This window comes from Pseudomonas sp. FW215-R2, assembly GCF_058789255.1.
Genome location: NZ_JBYTBO010000034.1, coordinates 17,897 through 34,500 on the forward strand (window position 1 = coordinate 17,897; position 16,604 = coordinate 34,500).

General features: G+C 60.8%; 17 protein-coding genes. 6 read left to right on the forward strand and 11 right to left on the reverse strand.

What is annotated here, in order from left to right; all coding sequences use genetic code 11:
• Nucleotides 1-61: 61 nt before the first annotated feature.
• From AC3WRD_RS28710 to AC3WRD_RS28725, 4 genes are all read right to left on the reverse strand, one after another.
• On the reverse strand, nt 62-616 hold the full coding sequence (locus AC3WRD_RS28710) for a hypothetical protein (RefSeq protein ID WP_146013109.1): 555 nt from the start codon (nt 614-616) through the stop codon (nt 62-64).
• 182 nt (nt 617-798) lie between these two features.
• Entirely contained in the window at nt 799-1,440 is a 642-nt protein-coding gene (locus tag AC3WRD_RS28715; protein ID WP_102622660.1) for a DUF1345 domain-containing protein, read from the reverse strand.
• Nucleotides 1,441-1,519: 79 nt separating this feature from the next.
• Nucleotides 1,520-4,618 carry a multidrug efflux RND transporter permease subunit gene (locus AC3WRD_RS28720; RefSeq protein WP_102622659.1) on the reverse strand — a complete coding sequence of 1,033 codons (3,099 nt, stop codon included), beginning with the start codon at nt 4,616-4,618 and terminating at the stop codon, nt 1,520-1,522.
• A 15-nt stretch (nt 4,619-4,633) separates the two neighbouring features.
• Nucleotides 4,634-5,791: an efflux RND transporter periplasmic adaptor subunit gene (locus AC3WRD_RS28725; protein WP_102622658.1), complete on the reverse strand. Its 1,158-nt coding sequence runs from the start codon at nt 5,789-5,791 to the stop codon at nt 4,634-4,636.
• Between the two features lie 184 nt (nt 5,792-5,975).
• Here AC3WRD_RS28725 and AC3WRD_RS28730 point away from each other — a divergent pair, with 184 nt between their 5' ends.
• Nucleotides 5,976-6,677, forward strand: a complete 702-nt coding sequence (locus AC3WRD_RS28730) for a response regulator (protein ID WP_007960391.1) — start codon at nt 5,976-5,978, stop codon at nt 6,675-6,677.
• Nucleotides 6,678-6,681: 4 nt separating this feature from the next.
• A complete protein-coding gene (locus tag AC3WRD_RS28735; protein ID WP_102622657.1) occupies nt 6,682-7,986 on the forward strand; it encodes an ATP-binding protein in 1,305 nt (434 codons plus the stop codon).
• A gap of 124 nt (nt 7,987-8,110) precedes the next feature.
• Here the strand turns inward: AC3WRD_RS28735 and pncA are convergent, their stop codons facing one another.
• The 4 genes from pncA to AC3WRD_RS28755 form a co-directional block, all read right to left on the reverse strand.
• The gene (pncA, locus tag AC3WRD_RS28740; RefSeq protein ID WP_096821496.1) at nt 8,111-8,737 is read right to left on the reverse strand and encodes a bifunctional nicotinamidase/pyrazinamidase; all 627 of its coding nucleotides are present in this window, start codon (nt 8,735-8,737) and stop codon (nt 8,111-8,113) included.
• A 51-nt stretch (nt 8,738-8,788) separates the two neighbouring features.
• The gene (locus AC3WRD_RS28745; RefSeq protein ID WP_102622656.1) at nt 8,789-9,547 is read right to left on the reverse strand and encodes an anti-sigma factor family protein; all 759 of its coding nucleotides are present in this window, start codon (nt 9,545-9,547) and stop codon (nt 8,789-8,791) included.
• Nucleotides 9,544-10,029: an RNA polymerase sigma factor gene (locus tag AC3WRD_RS28750; protein ID WP_141401792.1), complete on the reverse strand. Its 486-nt coding sequence runs from the start codon at nt 10,027-10,029 to the stop codon at nt 9,544-9,546. The genes AC3WRD_RS28745 and AC3WRD_RS28750 overlap by 4 nt, the downstream gene beginning before the upstream one ends.
• A 62-nt stretch (nt 10,030-10,091) precedes the next feature.
• Complete coding sequence (locus tag AC3WRD_RS28755) at nt 10,092-10,625, reverse strand: tetratricopeptide repeat protein (RefSeq protein ID WP_096821494.1); 534 nt, start codon at nt 10,623-10,625, stop codon at nt 10,092-10,094.
• Between the two features lie 157 nt (nt 10,626-10,782).
• Between AC3WRD_RS28755 and AC3WRD_RS28760 the strand changes: the two genes are divergently transcribed.
• The 3 genes from AC3WRD_RS28760 (at nt 10,783) to nudC (ending at nt 13,288) form a co-directional block, all read left to right on the forward strand.
• The gene (locus tag AC3WRD_RS28760; RefSeq protein ID WP_096821608.1) at nt 10,783-11,556 is read left to right on the forward strand and encodes a class I SAM-dependent methyltransferase; all 774 of its coding nucleotides are present in this window, start codon (nt 10,783-10,785) and stop codon (nt 11,554-11,556) included.
• 82 nt (nt 11,557-11,638) lie between these two features.
• A complete protein-coding gene (locus AC3WRD_RS28765; RefSeq protein ID WP_096821493.1) occupies nt 11,639-12,451 on the forward strand; it encodes a crotonase/enoyl-CoA hydratase family protein in 813 nt (270 codons plus the stop codon).
• A 6-nt stretch (nt 12,452-12,457) separates the two neighbouring features.
• On the forward strand, nt 12,458-13,288 hold the full coding sequence (gene nudC / locus AC3WRD_RS28770; protein WP_102622655.1) for an NAD(+) diphosphatase: 831 nt from the start codon (nt 12,458-12,460) through the stop codon (nt 13,286-13,288).
• Here the strand turns inward: nudC and AC3WRD_RS28775 are convergent.
• Entirely contained in the window at nt 13,256-14,035 is a 780-nt protein-coding gene (locus AC3WRD_RS28775; RefSeq protein WP_027611974.1) for a TSUP family transporter, read from the reverse strand. The genes nudC and AC3WRD_RS28775 overlap by 33 nt on opposite strands.
• Nucleotides 14,036-14,291: 256 nt before the next feature.
• On the opposite strand from AC3WRD_RS28775, the gene sfnG reads away from it, so the two are divergent.
• Nucleotides 14,292-15,386 carry a dimethylsulfone monooxygenase SfnG gene (gene sfnG / locus AC3WRD_RS28780; protein WP_102622654.1) on the forward strand — a complete coding sequence of 365 codons (1,095 nt, stop codon included), beginning with the start codon at nt 14,292-14,294 and terminating at the stop codon, nt 15,384-15,386.
• 42 nt (nt 15,387-15,428) lie between these two features.
• Here sfnG and AC3WRD_RS28785 read toward each other — a convergent pair whose 3' ends face one another.
• Together AC3WRD_RS28785 and AC3WRD_RS28790 are read right to left on the reverse strand one after the other, a co-directional pair.
• Nucleotides 15,429-15,908: a nuclear transport factor 2 family protein gene (locus AC3WRD_RS28785; RefSeq protein ID WP_096821490.1), complete on the reverse strand. Its 480-nt coding sequence runs from the start codon at nt 15,906-15,908 to the stop codon at nt 15,429-15,431.
• A gap of 52 nt (nt 15,909-15,960) precedes the next feature.
• The gene (locus tag AC3WRD_RS28790; protein ID WP_096821489.1) at nt 15,961-16,527 is read right to left on the reverse strand and encodes a TetR/AcrR family transcriptional regulator; all 567 of its coding nucleotides are present in this window, start codon (nt 16,525-16,527) and stop codon (nt 15,961-15,963) included.
• Nucleotides 16,528-16,604 lie beyond the last annotated feature (77 nt).

Below are 16,604 nucleotides of genomic sequence, written 5' to 3' on the forward strand. Positions count from 1 at the left end.
CTATATGAAAGGGAGGCCTCGGCCTCCCTTTCGTTTTAACAAGCTGATGGCTGCTGATCGTTCAGCAAGAGCACGAGCAAGATTCAGAACCAGACTGAGAGCCAGGCTCAATACGAGGTGTTTTACCTGACGAAGGACGGCGATGAATTCGTCTCTGTGGTGGCGTAGGCATAGCCTTGAATTTGAATTTCAGATTGACCGTTTTTGGGGTGTCCTCATCCAGGTTTTCAAGTGTGACGGCGACCTCGCCGCAAAAAACCGATTGCTGTGAGTGGAAAGCAACTTTCGCGACACCTTGGCGCTGTGTATAGGCAATCGGTTTGTCGCTATCCGAACTATCCACGTAAATCACTCGGACAGTGTAGGCATCAGGGAACAGTCCATAAGAGTTGCACGGTTTGTCCACGGAAAATGAAACTTTCAGTTCCTTTGTCTTGAAATCCGGTGCCGGCCCTCGCTGAGTGGCCTGCATGACGTGTGCTTCGCCGTGCGGCAGGGGATAAGTTGCTTTTGAAAGCACCACCAGGCCCGCATCAAAAGGCTCGGTACCGTTGATTGTTCCCGTGCATGTTCCCACCATCACAGATTGTTGTGCCACTTTCGCTAATGCGTTCATTGATACAGTCTCCGCTGTCATGACAAGTGATATCTCGCCATTTGAAACAGCAGGCGGGATAGCCCATCAGATGCCAAGTAGACGGCTCTGTAAACTGTCAGAGTTGACAGGTGTACAGCACGCTTTTTATGTGATTGTTTAATGAGGGTTGCCCGTTGACCTGCGATGGGTACAAACAGCTTTTAGCCAAACAACCCGGCAGCAATATTGATCGAAAACCCCAGAATCGCCGTATTGAACACAAATCCGATCAACGACTGTGCCAGCACGATCTTGCGTATCTCGCGCGTCGCCACCCCGACATCAGCGGTCTGTACCGCCACGCCGATGGTGAACGAAAAGTACAGGAAGTCCCAGTAATTGGGCGTCGTCAGGCCTTCGGAAAAGCGCAGCGCCGGTTCCTTGCCGTCCCAGGTGTAAAACAGCCGGGCGTAGTGGACGCAGAAAATCACCCCGATCAGCAGCCATGAACCGATCACGGTCAGCGCGGTAAAACCGTAGTGCAGGAGTTTGCGTGTGGTTTCCAGGTCCTTGCTGCCTGCCAGTTCGACAGTAATGGTCGCAAGGCTGGCCAAAGCGGCGATGCAGACGACGAACAGCACCAGCCCGGCATTTTCATCCTCGACTTCGGCAATGCGTTTGACGTCCGGCGCTTTGGCGCGGATGGTCAGCCAAAGCATCAGGATCAGATAAGTCCAGACTCCGGCGTTCCAGCCGATGAGGATTTTGCTGATGACGGATTCCGCCGGGGCCAGGAGGCCTGCGGCAAGGCCGAGCAATGCGGCAGCGGAGAGGCGAGGGTGGGTTCGGGCGAGGAAGCGCATGGGGACTCGATGGGCCAGGGTGGTTCAGACACCTTAGCCCAGCGCGGCGACCTCTGGCCACCGCGCGGGGAGCGGACAATCAATCAGGCTTGGCAAACCTGCGCACAAGCTTGATCACGACAACGAAGAACACCGGCACAAATATCACCGCCAAAGTGGCCGTAATCATCCCGCCAATCACCCCGGTACCAATCGCCTGCTGACTTGCCGAACTCGCGCCCGTGGCAATCGCCAGCGGCACCACACCCAGAATGAACGCCAGCGACGTCATGACAATCGGCCGCAACCGCAGACGTGCCGCTTGCAGCGTGGCGTCAATCAGGTCGTGACCTTCGTCATACAGGCTCTTGGCAAACTCGATGATCAGGATCGCGTTCTTCGCCGACAGGCCGATGATGGTGATCAGCCCGACCTTGAAGAACACATCGTTCGGCATCCCGCGCAGGGTCACTGCCAGCACCGCGCCGAGTACACCGAGCGGCACAACGAGCAGCACGGAAGTCGGAATCGACCAGCTCTCATACAACGCCGCCAGGCACAGGAACACGATCAGCAGCGACAACCCGAGCAGAATCGGCGCCTGACTGCCGGACAAACGTTCCTGCAACGACAGACCGGTCCATTCCTGGCCCAGACCTTTCGGGCCTTGGGCAACGAGCCGTTCGATTTCCGCCATGGCTTCGCCGGTGCTGTGACCGGGTTTCGGTTCGCCGGAAATCGAGATCGCCGGGTAGCCGTTGTAGCGGGTCAGTTGCGCGGGGCCCTGAGTCCATGTGGCTCGGACGAACGCCGACAGCGGCACCATTTTCCCGGAGTCGTTGCGCACGTGCATCTTCAGCAGGTCATCGACCTGACTGCGGCGATCGCCTTCAGCCTGAACGACCACGCGTTGCATTCGCCCCTGATTGGGGAAGTCGTTGACGTACGAGGAGCCAATGGCTGTGGACAGCACGTTGCCGACGTCAGCGAACGAAACTCCCAGGGCATTGGCCTGCTTGCGGTCCACTTCCAGTTGCACTTGCGGTGCTTCGGCCAGCGCGCTTTCACGCACGTTCATCAGGATCGGGCTTTTCTCGGCGGCGGCCAGCAGCTGGGTGCGCGCCTCCATCAAGGTCGCATGACCAAGGCCACCGCGATCCTGCAAGCGAAACTCGAAGCCGCTGGACGTGCCAAGGCCATCCACGGGTGGCGGCAGCACGGCGAAGGCCACGGCGTCCTTGATCTGGCTGAGGGCAATGTTGGCGCGGTCGGCAATCGAGCTCGCCGAGTCGTCGTGACCACGCTGCGACCAGTCCTTGAGCGTGGTGAACGCCAGTGCGGCGTTCTGCCCGCTGCCGGAGAAACTGAAACCGAGAATCACCGTGCTGTCGCCCACACCCGGCTCGCCGGCGTTGTGCGCTTCGATCTGCTCGACCACCTGCACCGTGCGGTTCTTGCTCGCACCGGGTGGCAGTTGAATGTCGGTGATGGTGTAACCCTGATCCTCGACCGGCAGGAACGAGGAGGGCAGGCGCGCGAAGCACAGGCCCAGACCCACCAGCAGCACAACGTAAATCAGCAGATAACGACCGGTGCGTTTCAGTGCGTAACCGACCCAGCCCTGATAGCGATCGGTCAGTTGCTCGAAGCGGCGGTTGAACCAGCCGAAGAACCCGGTTTTCTCGTGATGTTCGCCCTTGGCAATCGGCTTGAGCAAGGTTGCGCACAAGGCCGGGGTCAAGGTCAGGGCGAGGAATGCCGAGAACAGAATCGAGGTGGCCATCGACAGCGAGAACTGGCGATAGATGACGCCCACCGAACCCTGCATGAACGCCATCGGAATGAACACCGCCACCAGCACCAGCGTGATGCCGATGATCGCGCCGGTGATCTGGGTCATCGCCTTGCGCGTCGCCTCTTTGGGCGACAGGCCTTCGGTGGCCATGATCCGTTCGACGTTCTCCACCACTACGATGGCGTCGTCCACCAGAATGCCGATGGCCAACACCATGCCGAACATGGTCAGCACGTTGATCGAGAAACCCAGCGCCAGCATCGTTGCGAAGGTGCCCATCAGCGCCACTGGCACCACCAGCGTCGGGATCAGGGTGTAGCGGATGTTCTGCAGGAACAGGAACATCACCGCAAACACCAGCAGCATCGCCTCGCCGAGGGTGTAGACCACTTTGGTGATCGAGACCTTCACGAACGGCGAAGTGTCGTAGGGGATCTTGTATTCCACGCCCGCCGGGAAGTAGCGCGACAGTTCATCCATCTTCGCCCGGATCAAGGTCGCGGTGCTGAGGGCGTTGGCGCCCGGCGCCAGTTGCACGCCGACGGCGGTGGACGGCTTGCCGTTCAGACGGGTACCGAACTGGTATTCCTGGCTGCCGATCTCGACCCGCGCCACATCCTTGATGCGCACGGTGGAACCGTCCGGATTGGCCTTGAGCACGATGTCGGCAAATTCTTCCGGCGTCGACAATTGACCTTTGACCAGAATTGTCGCGGTGATTTCCTGGGTGCTCGGGTTTGGCAGATCGCCAATGCTGCCCGCCGATACTTGAGCGTTCTGCGCGACGATGGCGGCGTTGACGTCGGCCGGGGTCAGGTTGAAACCGATCAGCTTCTGCGGATCAACCCAGATCCGCATCGCCCGTTCGGCGCCATACAACTGGGCTTTACCGACGCCGTCGATGCGCTTGATCTCGTTCATCACGTTGCGCGCCAGGTAATCGCTGAGCGCTACGTCGTCGAGTTTGCCGTCGCTGGAAGTCAGGGTGATCAGCAGCAGGAAACCGGCGGAGACTTTCTCCACCTGCAAGCCTTGCTGGTTGACCGCTTGCGGCAGACGCGACTCGACCACCTTGAGGCGGTTCTGCACATCAACCTGCGCCAGTTCCGGGTTGGTGCCCGGCTGGAACGTGGCTTTGATCGTGGCGCTGCCGAGGCTGCTCTGCGATTCGAAATACAGCAGGTGATCGGCGCCGTTGAGCTCTTCCTCGATCAGGCTGACCACGCTCTCGTCGACGGTCTGCGCCGAGGCGCCCGGGTACACGGCATAGATTTCGATCTGCGGCGGCGCGACGTCGGGGTACTGCGCCACCGGCAATTGCGGGATGGCCAGCGCGCCGGCCAACAGGATGAACAACGCGACGACCCAGGCGAACACCGGGCGGTCGATAAAGAACTGCGGCATAGAAGAGCGTCCTGCTTACTGACCAGAGGTCTGGGCAAGTGGAAGAGGGGTGTCGTCGATCTGCACCACTTCGCCCGGACGGGCGTGTTGCAGGCCTTCGATGACAATGCGGTCGCCAGGCTTGAGGCCACCGGTGACGATCCAGCGGTCGTTCTGCACCGCGCCGAGCTGCACTGGCTGCTGGGCCACGCGCATCTGATCGTCGACGGTCAGGACCTGCGCTACACCGGCGCTGTCACGTTGTACTGCGCGCTGGGGAACGGTGAGCCCGTGTTGAATCACGCCTTGCTCCAGACGCACGCGAACGTAGCTGCCGGGCAGCAGATCGAGATCCGGGTTGGGAAACTCGCTGCGCAAAATAATCTGACCGGTGCCCGGATCGACCGTGATATCGCTGAACAGCAACTTGCCCGGCAACGGATAGAGGCTGCCGTCGTCCTGGATCAGCGTGGCCTTGACCTGATCCTGGCCGACCTGTTGCAACTGGCCGGAACGGAAGGCACGGCGCAGCTCATTCAATTCACGGGTCGACTGGGTGAGGTCGGCGTGGATCGGATTCAGTTGCTGGATCAGCGCCATGGGCGTGGTTTCGTTCTGGCCGACCAGTGCGCCTTCGGTCACCAGCGCACGGCCGACGCGTCCGGAGATCGGCGCGGTGACGGTGGCGTAACCGAGGTTCAGCTTCGCTCGTTCCACGGCAGCCTTGTTGGCGGCGACGTCGGCGGCGGTCTGCCGGGCGTTGGCGCGGGCGTTGTCGTAGTCCTGAGCGCTGATGGCCTTGTCATGGATCAACTGGGCGTAGCGCTGTTCCTGCAGTTTTGCCTGGAACGCATTGGCTTCGGCTTTGCGCAGGGCAGCTTCGGCGCTGTCCAGGTCAGCCTTGAATGGCGCCGGATCGATGCGGAACAGCACGTCGCCCTTTTTCACGTCGCTGCCTTCGCGGTAGGTGCGTTGCAGCACGACACCGGCCACCCGGGCGCGGACTTCGGCAATGCGCGGCGCGGCAATGCGCCCGCTCAGTTCGCTGCTGATCGACAGGGGGCGTGCCTCAAGAGTTTCGACCCGCACGGTGGCCGGTGGCGCCTGTTCCTCAGTGCTTGAGGATTTACCACAGGCACTCAGCGTCAGCGCCAATGCGATCAGGCCGAGCCCGGCCAGCAGATTCTTCGACATGTACAACCCCCAATATTGATGTGCGCATCCTACGGCCAGGCACCGAAGGTAGCGGTGAAGCTTTGTAGGTGCTGTGTGAAATTGTGTAAGGGTTTTGCTCAGGGGCGAGTGAGGGCGTATATCCTTTACGCCTTGAAATTTATTGCGACATGACCGTCGCCATCGCTCGCTCTGGATCACCTCAATGCCCAACATCCTCCTGGTCGAAGACGACACCGCCCTCGCCGAACTGATTTCCAGCTACCTGGAACGCAACGGTTACTCCGTCAGCGTGATCGGTCGTGGCGACCATGTGCGCGAACGGGCGCGGCTCAATCCGCCGGACCTGGTGATTCTCGACCTGATGCTGCCGGGCCTCGACGGTTTGCAGGTCTGTCGATTGCTGCGCGCCGACTCGGCAACGCTGCCGATCCTGATGCTCACGGCCCGCGACGACAGCCACGATCAGGTACTGGGCCTGGAAATGGGCGCCGACGATTACGTCACCAAACCCTGCGAGCCAAGGGTTTTGCTGGCGCGGGTACGCACCTTGTTGCGCCGCAGCAGCCTCGGCGAACCGATGACCGCCAACGACCGCATCCTGATGGGCAACCTGTGCATCGACCTGTCGGAGCGCACTGTGACCTGGCGCGAACAACCGGTCGAGCTGTCCAGCGGCGAATACAACCTGCTGGTGGTGCTGGCCCGTCACGCCGGTGAAGTGCTGAGCCGCGACCAGATCCTGCAACGCCTGCGCGGCATAGAGTTCAACGGCACCGACCGCTCGGTGGATGTGGCGATTTCCAAACTGCGACGCAAGTTCGACGACCACGCGGGCGAAGCGCGCAAGATCAAGACCGTGTGGGGCAAGGGTTATCTGTTCAGCCGTTCCGAGTGGGAATGCTGAGTCGATGTTCAGAATCCTGTTTCGCCTCTATCTGGTGACGATCGTTTCCTACAGCGCGGCGATCTATCTGGTGCCGGATCTGGTGGTGATGGCGTTCAGGGATCGGTTCGTCACTTACAACCTCGACTATTCCCGGGGCCTGCAATCGCTGATCACCAAGCAGTTTCGCGCGGTGCCGCAGGATCAGTGGCCGGCGGTCGCGGCGTCGATGGACAAGGATTTCCAGCCGCTGCACATCGTCCTCGCCCGCATCGATAACGCCGATTTCACCCCGATTGAGCAAGAACGCCTGCGTCGTGGCGAAAACGTGGTGCGCATCGGCGACTGGGGCTGGCGCACGCTGGCGGTGACGCCGCTGAACGACCAGGTGGCCGTGCAAATGGTGGTGCCGCCGGACCCGATGGACGTGAACTTGCTGTACTGGAGCATCAACGTCCTGATCGGCGCGAGCCTGCTGGCGTGTCTGTTACTGTGGCTGCGGCCGCACTGGCGCGATCTCGAACGCCTCAAGGGCACTGCCGAACGTTTCGGTAAAGGCCATTTGAGCGAACGTACGCAAATCGGCTCGAGTTCGAACATCGGTAGCCTGGCCACGGTGTTCGACACCATGGCCGGCGACATCGAAAACCTGCTCAACCAGCAGCGTGATTTGCTCAACGCGGTGTCCCATGAACTGCGCACGCCGCTGACTCGTCTGGACTTCGGCCTGGCGCTGGCGTTATCCGATGATTTGCCGCAAGCCAGCCGCGAACGCCTGCAAGGTCTGGTCGCGCACATTCGTGAACTGGATGAATTGGTGCTGGAGTTGCTGTCCTACAGCCGCCTGCAAAACCCGGCGCGTCTGCCGGAACAGGTCGAGGTGGCGCTGGACGAGTTCATCGACAGTATTCTGGGCAGCGTCGACGAAGAGCTGGAGTCCCCGGAAATCGTCATCGATGTGTTGCTGCACAACCAGCTGGAACGCTTCTCCCTCGACCCGCGCCTGACGGCTCGAGCAATTCAAAACCTGCTTCGCAACGCCATGCGTTACTGCGAAAAGCGCATTCAGATCGGCGTGCAGGTCTGCCCGAAAGGCTGTGAGATCTGGGTGGATGACGATGGCATCGGTATCCCGGAAGACGAGCGGGAGCGGATTTTCGAACCGTTCTATCGACTGGATCGCAGCCGCGACCGGGCGACCGGCGGGTTTGGCCTGGGGCTGGCGATCAGCCGTCGGGCACTGGAAGCGCAGGGCGGAACGTTGACGGTGGAAGGTTCGCCGTTGGGCGGAGCGCGGTTCAGGCTTTGGCTACCAACCCCGACCGGATGATCGCTGATGATCGTTCCCACGCTCTGCGTGGGAATGCCGCCATGGACGCTCTGCGTCCACTGTGACGCGGAGCGTCACGGTATGCATTCCCACGCGGAGCGTGGGAACGATCATATAGCCGCAGTCAGAGCAGTTCAGTGGACTGGATCAATCCAACCCCGGCCACTTGCATCCGCTCGATCGCCGACGCCAGTGATCCATTCATATCGATCGCCCGACAGGCGTCCAGCACCACAAACGTATTGAACCCCGCCGCCCGCGCATCCAGCGCGGAGAACATCACGCAGAAATCCAGCGCCAGCCCGACCATGTACACCGTGTCGACACCGCGTTCCTTGAGATAACCCGCCAGTCCTGTAGTGGTGGCACGGTCCGCTTCCAGAAACGCCGAATAACTGTCGATGTCCGGGTTGCAGCCCTTGCGGATGATCAGTTGCGCGTGGGGCAGGTTGAGACCCGAGTGAAACTCGGCACCGTGTGTGCCCTGAATGCAGTGATCCGGCCAGAGTGTCTGTTCGCCATACGGCAGTTGAATCACGTCGTAGGGCTGACGGCCGGGATGGCTTGACGCAAATGAAGCATGACCCGCCGGGTGCCAGTCCTGAGCAATGACCACTTGCTTGAACTGCTCGGCGAGACGGTTGATCAGCAGGACGATCTGGTCACCCTCGGGCACGGCCAGTTGGCCGCCGGGAGTGAAGTCGTTCTGGACGTCGATGACCAGCAATGCAGTACGCGGTGAAATCGCCATGTAAGGGTTCCTCCCTGGATAATCACTCGCCAAGCATAGTGACTGGCTGGCTCATGTGCTCAGCCGCTCTTTAAACATTTTTGCCAGACCTTCCAGCTCGGTGGCCGGGTTATGTCCGATCAGCATCCACGCATGTTCGCGTTCGGTCCAGTACACCACGTTCATCCCGTGCCGGCGTTCATGGGCCAGCGGCTGGCTGCCGCTGTTGGAGCGCGTGACGCACAGTGCCAGCGGGCCATGGGTGGCGTCGAGCCAGGTCATCTGTGCAATCGGCACGCCGTCATACTCAAGCAGTTGTGCACGCTTGAACTGCGCACCAGGCAGTTTCAGTTTCGCCGGCGACAGGCTCAGGCCCAACCGGGCATCGACGGTTCGCAACTGCGCCAGCTCGGAGGCTTCGTCGGTGGCCAGATGTTCAAGGGTCTGCGGGACGTACAACGCCATGTAATCGCCTACCAGCTCGCGCCAGTTGTGCGATTGCTGCGCTTGCCAGCCGAGGAACAAACGATCCGCGGCGACACCCGCGAGCACCATGCCCGCTGCCGCCGCGCCGATAAACCAGCGCCGGCTGAAACCGGGCCGCTGCGGGGAGGGTGCGGCATCCAATCGAGCTTGCAGGCGATCAAGCGGTGCCTGTCGGGCCAGTTCATCGTAGGCGTCGCGATAGGGCAGGTTGCTGCGGCTCAGCCACTGCACCCGAAGATTAAGCAGCGGATCGTCGGCGATGAGGCTGTCGAGCTGGCTGCGTTGTTCGCGGTCCAGTTCATCGTCCAGATACGCCACCAGTTGCTCGTCCGAAGGCGTATTCATTGCCGGTCTCCTGCGGGGGTGTTCGGTACCGCTTGCAGCGGCGGGTATTCGGCCAGTTTCAGGCGTGCGGTGGCGAGGCGACTCATGACCGTGCCGATCGGCACTTGCAGGATCTCGGCGACTTCGCGATAGGACAGGCCTTCGACGTAGGCGAGATACACCGTTTCGCGCTGGGTTTCCGGCAGCGCATCGACGCGGCGGATCACCTGCGCCGCCATCACGTGAGTCTGCGCAGCGTATTCGCCGTCGAACGTCAGTTGGCTGTCGGCGTCCACCACACCCTGGCCCTGGCGCACCCGGCGGGCGCGCACTTCATTGAGCCAGATCGAATGCAGAATGCTCAGCAGCCAGCGATCCATGCGCGTGCCGGCCACGTACTGGCCTGAACGTTCAAGCGCTCGCACGCAAGTGGCTTGCACCAGATCCTCGGCCACGTGCCGATTGCGCGACAGCAGCAAGCCGTAGCGCCACAGGCGCGCCAGGTGTTGTCCGAGTTCGGCTCTGAATGCCTGATCGCTGAAAATGTTCGCCTCCGCGTGTCGTGTCAGGTTTTCGATGAATCGTTGATGGCTTCGGCCAGGTCCCGGTATTCCTCGCAGGTTGTGCCGCAAATCTTCTGGATATGCTGCAACTGTTCCTGCGCCAGATCGACGCGACCCTTGATGACATAGGCCTCGCCCAGGTATTCGCGAACTTGCGCGTACTGCGGATCAAGCTTGACCGATTGCAGGTAATAACCGATGCCTTCGTCGGTTCGGCCCAGCTTGCGCGTGGCATAACCGCGATAGTTGAGCGCCTTGGCGGTGTTCGGCTGTTTCAGGGTGTCGAGCAAGGCGAGGGCTTCTTCATATCGACCGTCCTTGGCCAGACGATAGGCGTAGTCGGTGCGGTCGGCGTCCGGCACCAGGCTGCTGGTCTGTCTGACGCATTTCTGCGTCTTGCTGTCGAGCACCTGGCCTTTCGGGCAGTTGGGTTTCTGCACCGGCTCGTCTTCATCACCGTGGGCCAGGGCCAAAGGGCTGGACAACATCGCGGCCATCAGCAACGGGGCGGCGAACATAACGGAACGGAAAGTCATGGGCAAGGCTCCATAGTGGGTCATGTTTCACGTTGAACACCGCAAGGTGAAGTTTTATTCATTGCTTTGTCAGGTGCCATTCAAGGAAAGCGCAAACCCGAGCGCTATGCTCCTGACGTCTGTCGTCGATCCGCCGTTCCACATTGGGAGTCGCGCCATGAAAGATCAGGTTCACCACTCGGCTGCCGCCGGTTACAAGACCGCCGCCGACACGTACATCAAAGGCCGGCCGGACTATCCGCCGGCGGTCACCGAATGGCTGACGACAACACTGGACCTGGATGGCCACAAAACTGTTATCGACCTTGGCGCCGGCACCGGCAAGTTCACCGGACGGCTGGTGGCGACCGGTGCCCAGGTGATTGCCGTGGAGCCGGTGGCGCAGATGCTGGAAAAACTGTCTGCCAACTGGCCGGAAGTGCTGGCCGTCAGCGCCATGGCGACCGATTTGCCATTGCCCGACGCCTCGGTGGACGCCGTGGTCTGCGCCCAGGCCTTTCACTGGTTCGCCAGCACCGAGGCACTGGACGAAATCGCCCGGGTGCTCAAGCCCGGCGGCAAGCTCGGGCTGATCTGGAACCTGCGCGACACCAAGGTCGGCTGGGTCCCGAAGCTCGATGCCATCGTCAACGCTCAGGAAGGCGACACGCCCCGTTACTACACCGGCGCCTGGCGCAAGGTGTTTCCGCACCCGGCGTTCGGGCCGTTGCAGGCCCAGCATTTTCACCATGGTCATACCGGCTCGCCGGAGGATGTGATTTTCAACCGGGTGCGTTCCACCAGTTTCATCGCGGCGCTGCCGGATGCAGAGCGAGCCCGGATCGATGAGCAGCTGCGGGCGCTGGTCGCGTCCGATCCCGAGCTGCGGGGCAGGGATGTGATGACCGTGCCTTACGAGACTGCCGCGTTCGTGGCGGTGAAGGGCGGCTAGAGTCCTGCATTTGGCCGAACCGCCGTTCTGAGGCCTTGATATAGTTCAGGCCTCATTTTCAGACCGGTAAAGGATTTCTGCCATGACTCAATACACCGCCTTCAGCGTCGAACTGGCCGACAACATCGCCCATGTGCAGATCAACCGTCCGGAAAAGATCAACTCGATGAACGCCGCGTTCTGGAGCGAAATCGTCGAGGTGTTCCAGTGGATCGACGACACCGACGAAGTGCGGGTGGTGGTGCTCAGCGGTGCCGGCAAACACTTTTCCTCGGGCATCGACCTGATGATGCTGGCCGGCGTGGCCAATGAGCTGGGCAAGGACGTCGGCCGCAACGCGCGCCTGCTGCGCAAAAAGATCCTGACCCTGCAAGCCTCGTTCAATGCCGTCGACAATTGCCGCAAGCCGGTGCTCGCGGCGATCCAGGGTTATTGCCTGGGCGGTGCCATCGACCTGATCGCGGCCTGCGACATGCGCTACGCTGCCGAAGACGCGCAATTCTCTATTAAAGAAATCGATATCGGTATGGCGGCTGACGTAGGCACTTTGCAACGGTTGCCACGGATCATCGGTGACGGCATGCTGCGTGAGCTGGCTTACACCGGTCGCACCTTTGGCGCCGACGAAGCGCGCAGCATCGGGCTGGTCAACCGCGTTTACAGCGACAAGGACAGCCTGATCGAAGGCGTGATGGACATTGCCCGGGACATCGCCGGCAAGTCGCCGATCGCGGTCACCGGCACCAAGGAAATGATCAGCTACATGCGTGACCATCGTATCGACGATGGTCTGGAGTACGTTGCCACCTGGAACGCCGCCATGTTGCAATCCACCGACTTGCGCGTGGCCATGGCCGCCCATATGAGCAAACAGAAACCCGAATTTCTGGATTGAGAAACCATGACATCTCGCTGGACCACCGCAGTACTGGACACCGATCAACCGGGCGGCTGGGCCGTCGCGCGCAGCCCCGAGGGTTTTCTGTTCGATGACAACGGCGTGCTGTTCCCCCGGGAATGGCTCAAGCGTCAGGACTTGTCGATCCTTGCCGAGCATGGCATCGGCCATCTCGATGGCGAGCCGGTCTACCTGCTGGAACTGCGCAGCGCCAGCGAGATGCCGGGCTGCAACTGGAAAGGCTTGCGGGCGTTCATGCTCGACGGCGATCACACGATCTACAAAGTGCTGGGCTACGCCGCGCAGATCGGCACCTGGGCCCGTGAACACCGTTTCTGCGGCAACTGCGGTCAGGCCATGACTCAAGTGCCACGGGAGCGGGCGATGTATTGCCAGCCGTGCGACCTGCGCAGCTATCCGCGCATTTCGCCGAGCATGATCGTGCTGGTGACTCGTGGCGATGAAGTGCTGCTGGCGCGTTCGCCGCGTTTCGTCACCGGGGTCTACAGCACGCTGGCGGGGTTTGCGGAGCCTGGGGAGTCAGCCGAGGATTGCCTGATTCGCGAAGTGCGAGAGGAAGTCAGCATCGAAGTGAAGAACATCCAGTACCTGGGCAGCCAGTGCTGGCCGTTCCCGCACTCGATGATGCTGGGTTTCCATGCCGAATACGCCGGCGGCGAAATTGTCTGTCAGGAAGACGAGATCGAGGACGCCCAGTGGTTCAACGTGCACGATTTGCCGCCGTTGCCGGCGTCAAAATCGATTGCCCGTTACCTGATCGACGTCTACGTGGCGCGGCGCTTAGGCCACGCTGAACCAGTGTTGCCAGGCTAGACGCACGGTCAACCCCAGCACCACGGTGATGAACACCGGACGAATGAACTTGGCGCCGCCGCTGATCGCGGTGCGCGCCCCGAAGAACGCGCCGACCATCACCGACAGGCCCATGCTCAGGCCGATGATCCAGTCCACCTGCCCGGAAAACACGAACACCGACAGCGCCGCAATGTTGCTGACGAAGTTCATGCTGCGCGCCACGCCGCTGGCCTTGACCAGATCGATCGGGTACAGCAGCAGGCTGCTGACGGTCCAGAAGGCGCCAGTGCCGGGGCCGGCCACGCCGTCGTAGAAACCGAGGCTGAAGCCCTGGGTCGATTGCCACTTTTTCTTGATCGGTGCATCGCTGTCCAGCGGTGCTTTCGGCGTACCGCCAAACAACAGGTACAGGCCGCAGGCGAAGACGATCACCGGCAGCATCTTGTTCAGCCACTCGGCTGGCAGATAGTGGGCGACGATGGCGCCGGTCAGCGCACCGACCAGCGTGCCGACGATGGCGTGCATCCACTGCCGTGGGTGAAACAGCTTGCGCCGGTAGAAGGTGAAACTGGCGGTGGCCGAGCCGAAGGTCGAACTCAACTTGTTGGTGCCCAGTACCAGGTGCGGCGGCAGACCGGCGGTGAGCAACGCAGGCGTGGTCAGCAGACCGCCACCGCCGGCGATGGCGTCGATGAATCCGGCAATGAAAGCGACAAGGGCCAGAACGGCCAAGGTAGTGAGGTCAACGCTGAGTTCGAAAGGCATGGAATCGGCTTATTCGGCAGGTTGCAGAGCTGGGCTGCGGGGAGGGCAGTCATGTTACTCATTTCCGGGTGTTGCGGCGACCCATAAGGCCCGGGCACCGACTGCTCAACTGTTGCCCAGCCAACACGCACACAACAAATCACCCTCCCGTCATGCATTCCGATCACCTGAAGCCTCAATAAAACCGGGCTATCGAGGCTGGCACGCTTGCTGCTCTACCTCTCTCACCTTCATCAACTGTCCCGAGGACACGCCAATGAGTCAGCAAGCCGTGAAATTTGCCTACTGGGTGCCGAACGTCAGCGGTGGGCTGGTGGTCAGCAAGATCGAACAACGCACCGACTGGGGCATCGACTACAACCGCAAGTTGGCGCAACTGGCCGAGGCGGCGGGCTTCGAATACGCCTTGACGCAAATCCGCTTCACCGCCGGCTACGGCGCCGAGTTCCAGCATGAATCGGTGGCGTTCAGCCACGCGCTGCTCGCCGCCACCAGCAAGCTCAAAGTCATCGCCGCCATTCTGCCCGGCCCGTGGCAACCAGCACTGGCGGCCAAACAGTTGGCGACCATCGATCAACTCACCAACGGCCGGATCGCGGTGAACATCGTCAGCGGCTGGTTCAAGGGCGAGTTCCAGGCCATCGGCGAACATTGGCTCGAGCACGACGAGCGCTATCGTCGCTCGGAAGAGTTCATCCGCTCATTGCGAGGGATCTGGAGCCAGGACAACTTCACCTTCCGTGGCGATTTCTATCGTTTCGACAACTACAGCCTCAAGCCTAAACCGCTGGGCCGCCCGGAAATCTTTCAGGGTGGCAGTTCCCGTGCCGCGCGGGACATGGCGGCACGGGTGTCGGACTGGTATTTCACCAATGGCAACAGCGTCGAGGGCATCAAGACCCAGGTCGACGACATTCGCGCCAAAGCGGCAGCGAACCATCATTCAGTCAAAATCGGGGTGAATGCGTTTGTCATTGCCCGGGATACCGAAGAGGAAGCCAAAGCGGTGCTGGCGCAGATCATCGATCAGGCTGACCCGGAAGCGGTGAATGCCTTTGGTGATGCGGCGAAACAGGCGGGCAGGGCGTCGCCGGAGGGCGAGGGCAACTGGGCGAAATCGACCTTTGAAGATCTGGTGCAGTACAACGATGGCTTCAAGACCAATCTGATCGGCACGCCTCAGCAGATTGCCGAGCGGATCGTGGCGTTGAAAGCGGTGGGTGTGGATCTGGTGTTGGCGGGGTTCCTGCACTTTCAGGAAGAGGTGGAGTATTTCGGTCAGCGGGTGTTGCCGCTGGTGCGGGAACTGGAAGCCAAAGTGCAATCGGCCCGGACTGCCGAAGTCGCCTGAAAATCCCTCCTGCACACTGTGCAGGAGGGATCGGCGGCTGAATTACAGACCCAGCTCGGACAGCCCCGGATGATCATCCGGGCGCCGGCCCAGCGGCCAGTGGAACTTGCGTTCGCTTTCCTTGATCGGCATGTCGTTGATGCAGGCGTAACGCTGGAACATCAGGCCGTGCTCGTCGAACTCCCAGTTTTCGTTGCCGTAGGAACGGAACCAGTTGCCCGAGTCGTCGTGCCATTCGTAGGCGTAGCGCACGGCGATGCGGGTGTCGGAATAAGCCCAGAGTTCCTTGATCAGGCGGTAATCCAGTTCCTTGGCCCATTTGCGGGTCAGGAAGCCTTTTGCTTCTTCGCGGTTGTTGGCGAATTCGGCGCGGTTGCGCCACTTTGTGTCGAGGGTATAAGCCAGCGATACGCGATGCGGGTCGCGGGAGTTCCAGCCATCTTCGGCCAGACGAACTTTTTCAATGGCCGATTCACGGTTGAAGGGTGGCAATGGCGGACGCACTTCGGCTGCAGTAGACATGTTTGTCTCCCGATCAAATTAACGATTTAACAACTTGTCGCTTATAGAGGCTTTACAGGTCCAATAACTTTCGCGCCATGCATTGCGCATTATCGGCGGCACTGTGATCACCCATCACAAGCGCTACGGTAATGGCGCCGTCAATCAGGATCAGCAACTGTTTGGCCAGCAGTTGCGGGTCCTCGGCACCATGTTCGGTACACAGCTCGCACACGTAGTCGAGCAGCTTTTGTTTGTGGTCTTTGGCGACCAGGCGCACCGGATCCTGCGGATCGCCGGTTTCGCCACTGGTATTGATGAAGGCGCAGCCCCGGAAGCCTTCCGAGGCGAACCAGCCCTTGAGCACGGTAAACAGGTTGAGCAGGCGATCGGCCGGGGTTTCGGCCTGATCGACGGCGCTTCTGTACCAGTGCATCCAGCGCACGTCGCGGCGCTGCAGGGCGGCGACGGTCAGCTCCTCCTTGTTGGCGAAGTAGCGGTAGATACTCTTTCTGGAGACACCGGCGGTTTTCACCAGAAGATCCATCCCGGTGGCGGCGATGCCACTTTTGTAGATCAACTTTTCGGTGACATCCAGAATGATGTCGCGGGTCGTGTCGTTGCTAGTGATTTCGTTCATGTGGCGAACAGTAGAACGATCGTTCTCCTTGGTCAAATGTTTTTTATTTATCGTTCCCACGTCGAGGCGTCGAACCG

Excerpts from the sequence above, each read along its gene's own strand:
- AC3WRD_RS28730 (WP_007960391.1), top strand. The coding sequence starts at position 5,976 with ATGCCCAACATCCTCCTGGTCGAAGACGACACCGCCCTCGCCGAACTG.
- AC3WRD_RS28790 (WP_096821489.1), bottom strand. The coding sequence starts at position 16,527 with ATGAACGAAATCACTAGCAACGACACGACCCGCGACATCATTCTGGAT.
- AC3WRD_RS28725 (WP_102622658.1), bottom strand. The coding sequence starts at position 5,791 with ATGTCGAAGAATCTGCTGGCCGGGCTCGGCCTGATCGCATTGGCGCTG.
- AC3WRD_RS28775 (WP_027611974.1), bottom strand. The coding sequence starts at position 14,035 with ATGCCTTTCGAACTCAGCGTTGACCTCACTACCTTGGCCGTTCTGGCC.
- AC3WRD_RS28755 (WP_096821494.1), bottom strand. The coding sequence starts at position 10,625 with ATGACTTTCCGTTCCGTTATGTTCGCCGCCCCGTTGCTGATGGCCGCG.
- nudC (WP_102622655.1), top strand. The coding sequence starts at position 12,458 with ATGACATCTCGCTGGACCACCGCAGTACTGGACACCGATCAACCGGGC.
- AC3WRD_RS28715 (WP_102622660.1), bottom strand. The coding sequence starts at position 1,440 with ATGCGCTTCCTCGCCCGAACCCACCCTCGCCTCTCCGCTGCCGCATTG.
- sfnG (WP_102622654.1), top strand. The coding sequence starts at position 14,292 with ATGAGTCAGCAAGCCGTGAAATTTGCCTACTGGGTGCCGAACGTCAGC.
- AC3WRD_RS28745 (WP_102622656.1), bottom strand. The coding sequence starts at position 9,547 with ATGAATACGCCTTCGGACGAGCAACTGGTGGCGTATCTGGACGATGAA.
- AC3WRD_RS28765 (WP_096821493.1), top strand. The coding sequence starts at position 11,639 with ATGACTCAATACACCGCCTTCAGCGTCGAACTGGCCGACAACATCGCC.
- AC3WRD_RS28785 (WP_096821490.1), bottom strand. The coding sequence starts at position 15,908 with ATGTCTACTGCAGCCGAAGTGCGTCCGCCATTGCCACCCTTCAACCGT.
- AC3WRD_RS28720 (WP_102622659.1), bottom strand. The coding sequence starts at position 4,618 with ATGCCGCAGTTCTTTATCGACCGCCCGGTGTTCGCCTGGGTCGTCGCG.
- AC3WRD_RS28735 (WP_102622657.1), top strand. The coding sequence starts at position 6,682 with ATGTTCAGAATCCTGTTTCGCCTCTATCTGGTGACGATCGTTTCCTAC.
- AC3WRD_RS28710 (WP_146013109.1), bottom strand. The coding sequence starts at position 616 with ATGAACGCATTAGCGAAAGTGGCACAACAATCTGTGATGGTGGGAACA.
- pncA (WP_096821496.1), bottom strand. The coding sequence starts at position 8,737 with ATGGCGATTTCACCGCGTACTGCATTGCTGGTCATCGACGTCCAGAAC.
- AC3WRD_RS28760 (WP_096821608.1), top strand. The coding sequence starts at position 10,783 with ATGAAAGATCAGGTTCACCACTCGGCTGCCGCCGGTTACAAGACCGCC.